Origin of the sequence: Niveibacterium sp. 24ML (assembly GCF_026586805.1) — a bacterium.
In the GTDB taxonomy this organism is placed as follows: Bacteria; Pseudomonadota; Gammaproteobacteria; order Burkholderiales; family Rhodocyclaceae; genus Niveibacterium.
Genome location: NZ_JAPFHA010000025.1, coordinates 19,933 through 33,245 on the forward strand (window position 1 = coordinate 19,933; position 13,313 = coordinate 33,245).

The following is a 13,313-nucleotide window of genomic DNA, read 5'->3' on the forward strand; positions in this document are numbered from 1 at the left end:
CGCAGCGCAGGGTACTTTGGGGTTCAGGGCTTGCAAGCCCCCGCAAGGGCTCAAGCCCGGCTGCGCAGGTGCCGTAAATGCCTTGAGGCGCCAGCAGGGTCGGAGACCATGATCAGCAAACCGTTCAAAGAACTCAAGAGTTACGTCGCCTACCTGCGCAGCGTGGAGTTCCCGGTGCTGCGGAAGACAGCGCAAGACTTCGACATTCTCAGAGAGGACGACGAGAACATCTCGGCGCGCCAGATCGCCGGCAGCGTCCTGCAGGATCCGCTGATGGTGCTCAAGCTGATGATCCACCTTCAGCGCAACCGCGGTCGCCAGCAGAACCACGACATCACCACCATCGAGCGCGGCGTGATGATGCTCGGCGTCACACCCTTTTTCCGACGCTTCGACAAGCTGCCCACGATCGAAGAGCAACTCGCGGCGCACCCGCGCGCCTTGCTCGGCGTGCTCAAGGTGATCAACCGCGCCAAGCGCGCCGCCTACTATGCCCGCGACTGGGCGCTGCTGCGTCACGACATCGATGTCGACGAAATCACCGTGGCCGCAATGCTGCATGAGGTCGCCGAGATCCTTTGCTGGTGTTTTGCGCCAGAACTGATCCAGGCGGCCTACGCGCTGCAGAAAAACAACCCGGGCATGCGCAGCGCGATTGCACAGAAGTCCACGATGGGCATATCGATTGCCGATCTCCAACTCGCCCTGGTACGCGAATACGATCTGCCGGAACTGCTGATCACGCTGATGGACCCGGCGAACGCCGAGAATCCTCGGGTCAGAACGGTCACGCTGGCCTGTGACCTTGCGCGCCATGCGGCAAACGGCTGGAACGACCCGGCGCTGCCAGACGACTTCCGCGCCATCAGTGATCTGCTGCGGATCGACATTGGCCATGTCATGCAGCGCGTCGGCGTGCCACCCGACGCCCCGGTGCTATCTATCGCCGAACCGCCCGCAGAGCCCCTTTGAGGCAAGGCAAGACGCCCGCACGCATTTGGTTTACTGCCATCGAAGTATGCTAGAAAGCAGATCGGCCCGCGGCCCTTCGCTCGCGCGCCGATTCGATTGACTCACCCACGCCCCCGGAGACCGACGCATGTCGATCACACGCCTGCCTGGCTCACTGCGTGCCCTGCTCGCCGCCTTGGCACTTTTCGCCCCGTTTTGCGCCCACGCAAGCCTCTTATCGCCAGAACTGGAGGACAAGGCGGCGACCATCCTCGCCTGGTTCATCCTGATTGCCCTGCCGCCGGCAGCGGTGGTCGCCTTCTGGCTGGTTCACATCCTGCCCGAGAAGATTGCGCACAAGAAGCACCACCCACAGACCGAGGGCATCACCACGCTTTGCCTGCTGTCGCTGGTCTTTGGCGGCCTGCTGTGGCCCCTGGCCTGGCTGTGGGCCTATACCAAGCCTATGGGCTACCAGGCGGCTTACGGCACCACCAAGCACGACGACTATTTCGCCGAACGCGTCAAGCAACTTGAAACCGAGACCGATCAGGAACTGGCGCGCATGGAACTGAACCACATTCGTGAAGAGCTCGAATACATGGCCACCAAACGAAAACTCCCACGCGAGCTTGAAGCGCTTCGCATCAAGCTCGCGGCGGGTGCCGTCACAGCCGGAGGGGCTGCGTAATGGAAGCGATCCTCCTAGGTATTTATGGCTTCTTCGTCTGGCTGATCTTCATCAAGTTCAAGCTGCTGCCGTGGAACACCACCTCGAAAGTCATCGTCGGCACGATCCCGGTCGTCGGGCTCTCGGCGCTGATCCTCACACTTAACGTTGTTGCCCCCTCGTCGGCCGATGTTCGGGTGACCAAATACACCGTGCAGATCGTGCCGCAGGTGCGTGGCCGCGTGATCGAAGTCCCGGCGGAAGGCAACGTGCATCTCAAGAAGGGCGATGTGCTGTTCCGCATCGACCCCACGCCCTACCAGCAAAACGTCAAGCAGTTGCAGTCGCAACTGGCCAGCGCCACCGCCAACGCCAAGAACCTGAACGAGCAACTGAAAGCCGCCAGCAGCAAGACCGCCAGCGTCAGCTCGCAACTGGATCTGGCCAAGAAACGGGTGCTCGAATACACCGAACTGGTGCGCACCGAGGCGGGCAACCGCTTCGATCTTGAGCAGGCACAAGCGAACGTCAAGCAGTTTGAGGCCGAAGTGGCCGTAGCCCAGGCAAGCGAGCGCCAGATCAAAGAGCAGATCGGCACCATGGTCGATGGCGAACAGGCCTCGGTCGCCGCGATCCGCGCGCAGCTTGAAAACGCCAAGTGGGAGTTGTCGCAGACGACGATGCACGCCCCGGCCGACGGCACGGTGATCAACAACCAGTTGCGCGTGGGGTCATGGGTGGTGCCGATGCCGCTGCAGCCGGCGATGGTCTTCGTGGAAGACGCATACCAGGTGATCGCGCTCTACCACCAGAACGAACTCTTCAATGTCGAGCCGGGCAACAACGCAGAAATTGCCCTGCCGACGCTGCCGGGTGAGATCCTCAAGGCCAAGGTCAATTCAATCGTGTGGGCGCAAGGCCAGGGCCAGATGACGATGTCCGGCAATCTGCCGCAGACCGGCATGGCACCGGCAGCGCCCAACCGCTTTGCGGTAAAGCTGGACATGGACGCAAAGTCCGCCGACGTATTCCTGGCGGCCGGCGCGGTCGGTCACGGCGCGATCTACACCGAACACGCGAAGATGGTTCACATCCTGCGCAAGGTCATTCTGCGCGTGGGCTCCATCACCAACTACCTTGTCCTGAAGCTGCACTGACATGCGGAAACCCACTCGCTCCGCACATCGCAAGGCCCCGCTGGTGCTGGCGCTCGCGCTGGCACTGGGCGGCTGCGCGATCAAGTCGCCCCCCAAGCCCTCTGAACTGCGCGAGCAGACCCTGCCCGCCGCGGCCGTGCCACAAAGCTGGAAGGCTGGCGCGCCATCGGGCACCTTCAGCGCCGGCTGGCTGGCGAACTTCCAGGACCCGCAACTGCTCGCGCTGGTGGACGAGGCCCTGCGCAACAACCCCGACCTGAAGATTGCCGCGGCACGCATCGAACAGGCCAACGCCACCGTCGCCGCGGTGGGCGGCGCCTTGTGGCCTTCGGTCAGCGCATACGGCCGGGCCGGCGGAAAAATGTCGGACGGCAGCGGCCTCACCGGTGGCATGCTCACCGTGAATTGGGAACTTGATCTCTGGGGCCGCGTTCGCTCGGAGCAGGCTGCCGCGCGGGCGCAGTACGACGCCACCGAGGCCGACTATGCCTGGGCGCGGCAGACGATTGCCGCATCGGTTGCCCGCGCCTGGTTCCTCGCCAGCGAAGCGCGCCAGCAGCGGCAGCTGGCAGAGCAATCAGTCACTGCCACCGAGAAGCTGCTCTCGCTCGAAGAAACCCGCAAGCGTGTCGGCAACACCGATGACACTGCGGTGTCGGGCGCGCGGGAAGCACTCGCCGCACGGCGCGACGCCGTTGCACAACTGAAGCTGACCGAATCGCAATCCTTGCGGGCAATCGAGGTGCTCGTCGGGCGCTACCCGGCTGCCGAGCTCGAAGCCCCCAGCCGGCTTGCCACGCTGCCGCCGGATATCCCGGCCGGGCTGCCATCGGAATTGCTTGAACGCCGGCCAGACGTGATCGCCGCCGAACGCCGCGTGGCATCGAGCTTCTACCGCACCGAAGAGGCCAAGGCCGCACGGCTGCCGGCCATCAAGCTGACTGCCGGAGTCAATTCGATCGATAGCTCGCTGTTTGTGCTGCAAGAGCGCAACAACCCGGTCTGGAGCTTCGGCGCGGGCCTGCTGGTACCGATCTTCACCGGCGGTACCCTGCAAGCCCAGGTTGACGTACGCACTGCCGAACAGAAGAGCGCCGTTGCAAGCTACGCCTCCACCGGGCAGCGCGCGTTCGCAGACGTGGAAAACGCGCTCGCCAGCAATATCGCGCTGGCCGCACGCAAACCTCTCGCCGAACGCAAACTCAGCGAAAACCAGCGGCAGGTACAACTGGCGCAGACACGCTTGAAAGTGGGCTCGGGCGACATGCGCGCGGTAATCAACGAAGAACTTGGACTGCTCGGCGCACAGGGCGAGTTGCTTCGCCTGCAAAGTGAAACCCTGGTTCAAAGGGTGAACCTGCACCTTGCGCTGGGCGGCGATTTCGCTGCATCGGCCGCGCCCGCCAGCACGCGGTAATTGTTTGGCATTCTCTGCGACGGTGGCGCTCAAGCAATTGAGCGCCACCGTCGTTATTGCTGTCATGCAGACCAAACTGATTGCAAGCGCACTCTTTGTCCTGCTCTCTGGCAGCGCAGGCGGCACGCCGCTGGACACCTGTTCGCGCCCGCTGCGCGTGGGCTTCTACCCGATCCCGCCGCTCTACTATCAAATTGCGGGCGACCCTGCCTGGCGCGGACTCGACAAAGACGTCGTCGACGAACTGGGGCGCCGCACCGGCTGTCAGTTCGAAGCGGTATTTGACTCAAGAATCCGGATCTGGACGGCGATCAACGCCGGCAAGCTCGATCTGACGGTGTCCGGCATCCGGACCCCCGAACGCGAACGCATCGCGTACATCTTCCCGTACATGCAAACCCGCAACATGCTGGTGATCCGCGATGGCGCCCCCGATGCGCCGCAGTCCGGCACGGAGGCGCTGGCATCACCCCACCTGACGCTGGCCGCCACACGCGGGTACCGCTACGGGCCACCCTTTGACGCCTGGATCGAAGCGCTGGCGCAGTCACAGCGTCTGTCCGACTCGGGCGACGAAGAGGCGGGCCTGCGATTGCTCGCCGCCGGCCGCGTCGACACTGCCATCGTGCGCGAAGCCGCGTGGGACTACTACTTCACCCGTGGCACCGTCGTCCATGGCATGCGTTTGCTGGATGCCGGGGCGCCGTTCGTGCCCGCGGGGCTCGTGCTTTCCAGGACACAGATCGGGCCGCAGCTTGCTGAACGCTTCGCCGAAACGCTTGGCAAAATGAAGCAGGATGGCACGCTTGAACGCCTTGCGCGCAGACACATGTCTGCACCACTGGCTCAGCGTGCGGTCGACTTCTGATCGCCATCGTCACGGCACCTGACGCTGCCGCAATTCGCTTAGCACCGCGAAGCGCTCAGGTAAGAAGTTCAACACCAGAACTGGACGCGGTCCTCCACATCAACCCGCTGCTCGCATATCTCTCCGGCTCCTGAGCCGTCGGGCGGGGTTTCATAGAAGCTCGGGACGCCTCGACCAGCGCGTCCGCCGTGCGGTACCGGCCCAACGGAAAAACAAACCTCGACCCGCTCCGGCCAGGTTGAAGCCCCTCACCGCACAGGCGCGAAGAAAAGCAAAGGGCCACAAAGCGCCCGCTTTCCTTAGCGATCCTTGCGCATCCTGGTGCTCTTTGTGGTTCGGCCCGTGTTCAGGTCACCGCACTGCGTTCGGCAAAGCGGGCTTCCAGCCACTCACCGGTCTCCAGCACCGCCGCCAGCGCCTCGGCCGCATCCCACACGTCGGTGAAGCGGATGTAGAGCGGCGCAAAGCCGAAGCGCAGGATGTCCGGCGCCCGGAAGTCGCCGATCACCCCGCGCGCGATCAGCGCCTGACATACCGGCCACGCCGAATCGAAGGCGAAACTCACCTGCGAACCGCGACGCGCCGCCTCGCGCGGCGTCACCAGGGTGAGCCCCTTGCCTGCGCAGCGCGCCTCGACCCGTTCGATGAACAGTTCGGTCAGTGCGAGTGACTTGGCCCGCAGAGCAACCATGCCGCCGTAGGGCTCGGCGGCGAGCAGGGTTTCCACGCCGCATTCGAGCGCACTCATGGCGAGGATGGATGGCGTACCGCACAGGTAGCGCGCCACGCCCTCGCCCGCCTCGTAACCGGGCACGAAGTCGAAGGGCCTCGCGTGCCCCATCCAGCCGGACAAGGGCTGGCGGAAGCGGTCGACATGGCGCGGCGCCACCCACACGAAAGCGGGCGCGCCCGGCCCACCGTTGAGGTACTTGTAGCCGCAGCCGATCGCGAAATCGGCGCCATCCTCATTCAAGGCCACCGGCAGCGCGCCGGCCGAGTGCGCCAGATCCCACACCGTCAGCGCACCGGCGGTGTGCGCGGCCGCCGACAGCGCCGCCATGTCGTGCAGCGCGCCGGTGCGGTAGTTCACCTGGGTAAGCATCAGCAGCGCGGTTTTCGGCCCCAACGCCGCCGGAATCTCGTCCGCCGAATCGACGAGGCGCAACGTGTAACGGCCGCCGACCAGCTCCGACAAGCCCTGCACGATGTAGAGATCGGTCGGGAAGTTGTCCCGCTCCGAAACGATCTCGCAGCGCGCCGGGTCGGCTTCGCCAACGATGCGCAGCGCGGCGGCGAGCACCTTGAAAAGATTCACCGAAGTCGAATCCGCTGCGATCAGCTCGCCGGCACCAGCGCCGACCAGCGGCGCGATCTGGTCGCCGACATCCGCCGGCAGATCGATCCAGCCGGCGCTGTTCCAGCTCTTGATCAGATCAGCCCCCCACTCGCCGCGGATCACCGCCGCCAGGCGCTCGGGCGTGGCGCGTGGCAGCGGGCCGAGCGAATTGCCATCGAGGTAGATCACGCCCGCCGGCAGCGAGAACTGTTCGCGCAAGGGCGCGAGCGGGTCGGCGGCGTCACGCTTCAAGCAATCATCACGGGAAATCATTCAACCCCCTTCACCACAAAGGCACAAAGGTGCACAAAGGGCCGCGAAGAAAAGCGATTTCTTGTTTGAGTCTGGGTCTCTTTGTGGTGCTTCGTGCCTTCGAGGTGAACCACAGCGCGTCATGAAACGCCGCAGCGCCAATCACGCCAGCGCCCGCAGCACCGCGCGCACCGGACTGGCGTCGGCAGTGACCAGTTTCAGCGGCAGCGCGATCAGTTCGTAGTCACCCGCCGCCACCTCATCGAGCACGAGACATTCGAGCACCGCCATGCCGTGCGCGCGCACGCGCTGATGGCTATCGAGCGTTTTCGATTGCTCGGGGTCTATCGAGGGCGTATCGATGCCGACCAGCTTCACGCCCAACTCTGCAAGCAAGTCGATGGTCTCGGGCGCCAAGGCGGTGAAGATCGGATCCCATGCCTCCACCGCAGCACGAAAACGGGTGCGCACCAGCACGCGCGGCGGGGTATCGATGAGCTGCGGTGCCAACAGATCCGGCGTGATCAACGCACGACGGCCGATCGCGTGGATCACACGACAGGGCCCGAGATAAGCATCAAGCGGCACAGCACCAATCGCCGCCCCTTGCGGGTCGTAATGCAGGGGTGCATCGGCATGCGCGCCGGTGTGCGGTGAAAGCGTGAGCGTGCTGACGTTAACCGGGCTGTCGAGCCCGAGCTGCCAGGTCCAGGCTTGGGAAAACGGGGTATCGCCGGGAAAGACCGGCGTCGCGGCAGAAACGGGCGGGGAAATGTCCCACAGGCGGGGCGCTGTCATGGGCAATGGCCGGCCTGTTCGGCCGGCTCCATCAAGTTGCGAGCCTGCAGTCTAGCGGTGCGCCGATGCCAGGTCATGCGCAGCGAGAAAAATGCCACGCTGCAACGCCACGCCAAGTCTCATCATGCGAAACCACATTTTGCGTTTCTATCGGATAATGCAATTTCGCTGCCTGATCAATGAGTTCCCTGATGACCGAAACCGATTTTCGCCACCTTGTCGCGCGCCTTGAGCGCGAATGCGACATTGCGCCCGAGCGCTATCGGTTTCGGGTCAAGGCGTTGGCGACGCTGGGCTACGCCTACGCGGTGGGCATGCTCGCGCTCTGCGTAGCCGGTGTGATCGGCGGGATCGCGCTGGTGTTGGCCCACCAGCCGTTCATCGGCGGCAAGCTGGCGCTGTTTTCCATTGTGTCGACGGCGCTGGTTGTGCGCGGCCTGTGGGTGCGGCTCGACCCGCCAAAAGGCCGCCGGATCGGCCGCGACGAGGCGCCCCATCTTTGGCGCCTGATCGACAAGCTGCGCGCCAAACAACCGGGCCCGCAGATCCACGAAATCATTGTCGATGACGAATTTAACGCGTCGATCGTCCAGACGCCGCGGCTGGGCGTGCTGGGCTGGTACCGCAACACCCTCACCGTGGGCCTGCCGTTGATGCAGGCACTCTCACCCAAGGAATTCGCGGCCGTCGTGGCGCACGAGTACGGCCACCTCTCCGGCGCACACGGCAAGTCGGGCGCCTGGATCTACCGCACGCGCCTGGTCTGGATGCGCCTGGCCACTGCGTTCTCAGAGGAAGACGGCTGGTTTGACAAGCTCTTCACCCGCTTCTTCCGCTGGTACTTCCCCTGGTTCAATGCGTACAGCTTTGTGCTCGCGCGTCAGCAGGAATACGAAGCTGACCGCGCCGCCGCGCATTTTGTCGGGCGCAGCACCATGGGTGCGGCCCTGGTAGCGGCCAGCGTCAAGGGGCGTTTCATGAGCGAAACCTTCTGGCCGGGCCTGTATGCGCAGGCCGACCACCAGCCGCGGCCTGGCTTCTTGCCACATGCCAGCCTGCGCATGGCGCTACGCGTGGCGGGCGACTCGGCGGACTTCAAGACCTGGATGTGGGAAGCGCTGGCCAAGCGCACCACTTACGACGATACCCACCCCTGCCTGCGGGACCGCCTTGAGGCACTGCGCGTCAAGCCGGTGGTGCCAGCGCAGCCAGCTCACTCGGCGGCACAGGTGCTGTTGCGCGACGCGCTGGGGTCGATCACCGCCGATCTGGATGCCGCCTGGCTGCGCCGCACCGAAGCGGACTGGCGCGAACGCCACAACAAGGTACAGGCCGCGCAGATGGTGATCGATCGCTTCGCAGGCAGCGATCCGCGCACGCTCAAACTGGAAGACAAGAACCGCTTTGCACTGGCGATGCTCACGCTCGATCGCAAGGACGAAGCCCTGCCCCTGCTGCGCGACGCGGCAGAGCAAGCGGGTGGCAGTGCCGAGACCGCGATGGCGGCAGGCCGATTACTCGCCGAAGCCGGCGACGACGCGGCGGTGAAGTACTTCAACCTGGCAATGGATCGCGACGGCGACATCATCGCGGAAGCCACCTGGCGTGTGGCACACCTGTACGAGCAGATCGGCAACGAGGCCTTGGCAAAAGAGTGGCACGAGCGCTACGAACGCATCATGGCGGACTGAGCCCCTAGCCGCTCCACTGCCGTGCCGCTTCAAGACAGCTCACGGCATCGTACGGCGGCCAGAGCGTGCGCCGCTTGGCCGCAAACGCAGGCGGCAAGACACCGGGCTACTCAAGAATCCCGTGAGCTCGGACCAGATCGCTCACCAGCGGAAGGCAAGCCCTGCCCCCAAGCCGTGGTCGACGGCCGAATCCATCAGGCCACGCCGATACCCCACATCCAGATCCAGGGTTGGCAGCACGCGATAGATTGCACCCAGTGTCAGCAGCCCCGCATTGCCCACTGAATCCGGCGCATCACCGGAGTAGGCGACCACCTCTCCCACCAGCTGCCAAGCGTCGCTGAGCTGGTAGGCGGCGGCGGTCGACAGGGCCCACTGCCACTTGCGCTGATCATCCACATCGCCCGTGAAGTAGAGGCCCACTGCGTTGGCCATCAAAGTCCACTCGCCCACCTCGACGCTGACAATCGCGGCGCCCGAGTAGTACGGCAGACCATTGCCAAGCCCGCGTTCTGCGTCGCCGGTTGGCAGGTTCGCGCTGGCCTTGAGCGCCAGGGCAATGTCATCGTTCTCGAACCAGCGCCACTTGGCGCCCAGGCTGGCATCGCCCGCGCCACGCGCCACGGCGGCGTTGCCGCCCTCGGCTTCCGCTTCGCTGCGCAAGGCCGTCCCGTTGACGAAGAGGTCAAACGAATCGCTCAGGCCGGTGCTCAGCGTCAGGTTGGCGAACCGCTGCTGCGTGCGGGTCTCCGGTTCGTGCAGGTAGTCCGCATTGAGCTCAAGCTGCCACGCACCAGCACCTTGGGTACCGGCATCGTCAGAGCTAAGGGGGTGCGCTGCGAGGGCAATGCCCGGCAGGCAGAAAAGCAAAGCAAGGCGTTTTGGCATCGACGTCATCCGGTTGCTTGGTCAGGCACCGAAGGTAACAACGGCAGCCTCAACCAGAACTTGACGTAGATAAATTACATGCGATTAATTCTCATTAGCCGCCAATCACGCCGATTTGCCTTCAAGCGACTCCCAGCGCTCAAGCAGGCTGAGCAGTTCAAGCTCGATCTCCTCCAGCCGCTGGTTGAAGCGCGGCACGTTCTCGGGCTGCGACTTGTAGATGCCGGGGTCAGCCAGTTGCTGCTGCAGGCTGGCCTGTTCGTTCTCCAGCTGCGCGATCTTGCCGGGCAGCTGCTCCAGCTCGCGCTTTTCATTGAACGAGAGTTTGTTCGGACGCGCCGCGGGCTTGGCTTCAGGCGCGGGTTTGGGGGCGGGTTTCGCCACCTCCTTGGCTGCTGCCTGGCTGGCGGCCGATGCCGCTTCGCGCACCCGCTTCCAGTCGTAGTAGCCACCGGCGTATTCACCCCAGCGGCCATCGCCTTCGTAGGCGATCGTCTGCGTCACGACGTTGTCGAGGAAGAGCCGGTCGTGGCTGACCAGGAAGATGGTGCCGTCGTATTCGGCCAGCAGTTGTTCGAGCAGTTCCAGCGTTTCGACGTCCAGATCGTTGGTCGGCTCGTCGAGCACCAGAATGTTCGCCGGCTGCGCGAACAGGCGCGCGAGCAGCAAGCGGTTGCGCTCGCCGCCCGAGAGCGATTTCACCGGCGAGCGCGCGCGCTGCGGCGAGAAGAGGAAATCTTCGAGGTAGCCGATCACGTGCTTGCGCGTCTTGCCGATCTCGACCCAGTCGCTGCCCGGGCTGATCACATCGGTCAGTGAGGCTTCCGGATCGAGCTGGGTGCGGAACTGGTCGAAGTAAGCGATTTGCTGCTTGGTGCCGCGGCGGATTTGGCCTTCGTCTGCCTCCAGATCACCGAGGATCAGTTTGAGCAGCGTGGTCTTGCCGGCGCCGTTGGGGCCGATCAGGCCGATGCGATCGCCGCGCATCAGGCGAGTCGAGAATTCGCGGATCACCACCTTGTCGCCAAAGCGCTTGGTCACGTTGGTGAGTTCGGCAACCAGTTGGCCGCTCTGCTCGCCGCGATCGAGTTGCAGGCTGACGTTGCCGATGCGATCGCGCCGCGCCGCGCGCTGGCGACGCAGGTCTTCGAGGCGGCGCACGCGGCCTTCGTTGCGGGTACGGCGTGCTTCGATGCCCTTACGAATCCACACCTCTTCCTGGGCGAGGATCTTGTCGAAATCGGCCGCCGCCTTGGCTTCGATCACCAACAGATCGGCCTTGCGCTGCTGATATTCAGAGAATGAGCCGGGGAAGCTGCCCAGGCGCCCGCGATCGAGTTCGACGATGCGGGTCGACACCGCGTCCATGAAGGCGCGGTCGTGAGTGATCACCACCACGCCACCGCGGAAAGAGCGGATCAGATCTTCAAGCCAGCCGATCGCGTCGATATCCAGGTGGTTGGTCGGCTCGTCGAGCAGCAGCAGGTCGGGCTCACCGGCCAGCGCGCGCGCCAACGCCACGCGCTTGACGCCCCCGCCGGAGAGGCTTGAAACCTTGACCGTGCCATCGAGCTTGAGCCGGTCAATCACCTGCTCGACCTTGTGGTGCAGCGTCCAGCCGTTGCTGGCCTCAAGCGCGTGCTGCAGCTCCTCCAGCCGCATCAGCGCCGCCTCGTCGCCATGCGCAACCTCTTGCGCACAGACGTGGTAGGCCGCGATCAGCCGCGCCGCATCGCCCACGCCATCGGCCACGGTGGCGAATACGTCGCGATCGAGGTCGAAATCCGGCTCTTGCGAGACGTAGGCAACCTTGAGCCCCGGCTGGCGCCAGACGATGCCGTCGTCGAGCTTGGCCATGCCGGCCAGGGTGCGCATCAGGCTCGACTTGCCGGCGCCGTTGCGGCCAATCAGCGCAACGCGTTCGCCCGGCTCCAGCACCAGTTCGGCATGGTCCAGCAGGGCCACATCGCCAAAGGCAAGGCAGGCAGCATCAAGGGTCAGCAGAGGCATCGCAACATCCGGGCAGTACAAGGAAGGGCGTGATTCTACCGGCTTGGCTGCCACGCCCCCGACAAAGCCGTCGCCCAAAGCAGCGCCGCGCAAGATTCGCTTGCAATTGCCGCCACCCGGATCGTGACAAGCCAAGCCTTGTCAGGGCAGCATCCGCCCTGACCCGACAAACGGAACCATGATGAAACGACGATCCGTACTCTTGCTCACGCTGCTGTGTGCCGCGCTGGGCCTTGCCGCCCCGCCTGCCTTGGCGGCCGCCGCCAAGGCGAAACCCCGCAAGCAAACCGCCACGCCCGCGCCCACCAGCCCGGCAAGCCACGTCGAAATCAAGGTCAATGATCTGTCCGAGCGCTTCATCGGCTTCTACAACGAGGCCAGCAAGCCCGGCCTTGATGCCGACCAGCGCTGGAAGCTCTGGCAAACCCAGTACGGCTTCAGCGCCATGCCGAACGACCCCGCAGGCATGGCAATGGCGCGCGCGCTGCTCGACGCGGCCTGGCCGCGCTATCCCGAGGTGATGGACCGCATCGTCACGGGCTACGCGGGGATGCGTCCCTCCCCCGAGCGGCAGGCGCGGGCTGCGGCCGAGTTGCTCAAGCTCGATCAACCGATGCGTCTGCGGCTGGTGGCCTACGTCGGCTTTCTTGAAGGCAACGGCTTTACCCTCGGCAACCGGGGCGAAGTGCGTGTGGCCATTCCGATCGAGGATGCCCCCGAGCACCGAGCTATCACCGCGGCGCATGAGCTGACCCATGCGGTGCACATCTCGCTCGGCGCACTTGAGGGCGAAGGCGCACAAACGGTCGCCGCGGTGGCGCTGTCTGAAGGCCTGGCGATGCATGCATCGCGCGCGCTGGTGCCCGGCGGGCGAATCGAGCGCTATGTGGAATACCTGCCCGGCTGGTTCCGCGACGCGGAAAGCATGCAGCGCCAGATCTACGAGGCGATCCGCCCGCAGCTGATCCGCGAAGACCCGGATACGCTGATGCGCGTCACCCACGGGCACGGCAACACCGGGCTCGAACGCGAAGCCTACTACCTGGGCTGGAAGGTGGTTGAACTGTGGCTGAGCGAAGGCCGCAGCCTGGCGCAGATCGCGCGCATACCGGCCGCGAGGATGGTTGAAGAAGTCGATGCGGCGGTCGGGCGGCTGATCGCCAGGCTACCCGCAAGGAACACCGCCGAGCTTGACTGACAATGACGGTGCGCACAGCGGCGCCAGCCGCGCATCAAGCATAATCCGGCCCAAGCCGCGAAGCGGCACATCGACCG

Annotated in this window: 11 protein-coding genes; 7 read left to right on the forward strand and 4 right to left on the reverse strand. The window is 64.8% G+C overall.

The window, feature by feature from the left end; translation table 11 throughout:
* Positions 1-108 precede the first annotated feature (108 nt).
* The 5 genes from OPU71_RS17840 (at position 109) to OPU71_RS17860 (ending at position 5,063) form a co-directional block, all read left to right on the forward strand.
* Positions 109-972 (forward strand): HDOD domain-containing protein, encoded by an 864-nt coding sequence (locus OPU71_RS17840; protein WP_267729419.1) that lies wholly within the window; start codon positions 109-111, stop codon positions 970-972.
* A 127-nt stretch (positions 973-1,099) separates the two neighbouring features.
* The gene (locus tag OPU71_RS17845; protein WP_267729420.1) at positions 1,100-1,642 is read left to right on the forward strand and encodes a DUF3302 domain-containing protein; all 543 of its coding nucleotides are present in this window, start codon (positions 1,100-1,102) and stop codon (positions 1,640-1,642) included.
* Positions 1,642-2,778, forward strand: a complete 1,137-nt coding sequence (locus OPU71_RS17850; RefSeq protein WP_267729421.1) for an HlyD family secretion protein — start codon at positions 1,642-1,644, stop codon at positions 2,776-2,778. Before OPU71_RS17845 ends, OPU71_RS17850 begins: the two co-directional genes overlap by 1 nt.
* Position 2,779: 1 nt before the next feature.
* Positions 2,780-4,195 carry an efflux transporter outer membrane subunit gene (locus tag OPU71_RS17855; protein ID WP_267729422.1) on the forward strand — a complete coding sequence of 472 codons (1,416 nt, stop codon included), beginning with the start codon at positions 2,780-2,782 and terminating at the stop codon, positions 4,193-4,195.
* A gap of 64 nt (positions 4,196-4,259) precedes the next feature.
* Positions 4,260-5,063, forward strand: a complete 804-nt coding sequence (locus OPU71_RS17860; protein WP_267729423.1) for a substrate-binding periplasmic protein — start codon at positions 4,260-4,262, stop codon at positions 5,061-5,063.
* 346 nt (positions 5,064-5,409) lie between these two features.
* Here the strand turns inward: OPU71_RS17860 and kynU are convergent, their stop codons facing one another.
* Together kynU and kynB are read right to left on the reverse strand one after the other, a co-directional pair.
* Positions 5,410-6,672, reverse strand: coding sequence for a kynureninase (gene kynU, locus OPU71_RS17865; RefSeq protein ID WP_267729424.1), 1,263 nt, complete (start codon positions 6,670-6,672; stop codon positions 5,410-5,412).
* A gap of 141 nt (positions 6,673-6,813) precedes the next feature.
* The gene (kynB, locus tag OPU71_RS17870) at positions 6,814-7,449 is read right to left on the reverse strand and encodes an arylformamidase (RefSeq protein ID WP_267729425.1); all 636 of its coding nucleotides are present in this window, start codon (positions 7,447-7,449) and stop codon (positions 6,814-6,816) included.
* Between the two features lie 191 nt (positions 7,450-7,640).
* On the opposite strand from kynB, the gene OPU71_RS17875 reads away from it, so the two are divergent.
* Positions 7,641-9,140, forward strand: coding sequence for a M48 family metallopeptidase (locus OPU71_RS17875; RefSeq protein WP_267729426.1), 1,500 nt, complete (start codon positions 7,641-7,643; stop codon positions 9,138-9,140).
* Positions 9,141-9,281: 141 nt separating this feature from the next.
* On the opposite strand, the gene OPU71_RS17880 is transcribed toward OPU71_RS17875, so the two are convergent.
* Positions 9,282-10,028: a transporter gene (locus OPU71_RS17880; RefSeq protein WP_267729427.1), complete on the reverse strand. Its 747-nt coding sequence runs from the start codon at positions 10,026-10,028 to the stop codon at positions 9,282-9,284.
* Positions 10,029-10,133: 105 nt separating this feature from the next.
* Positions 10,134-12,038 carry an ATP-binding cassette domain-containing protein gene (locus OPU71_RS17885; protein ID WP_267729428.1) on the reverse strand — a complete coding sequence of 635 codons (1,905 nt, stop codon included), beginning with the start codon at positions 12,036-12,038 and terminating at the stop codon, positions 10,134-10,136.
* Positions 12,039-12,219: 181 nt separating this feature from the next.
* Between OPU71_RS17885 and OPU71_RS17890 the strand changes: the two genes are divergently transcribed.
* Positions 12,220-13,236 (forward strand): DUF2268 domain-containing putative Zn-dependent protease, encoded by a 1,017-nt coding sequence (locus OPU71_RS17890; protein WP_267729429.1) that lies wholly within the window; start codon positions 12,220-12,222, stop codon positions 13,234-13,236.
* Positions 13,237-13,313 lie beyond the last annotated feature (77 nt).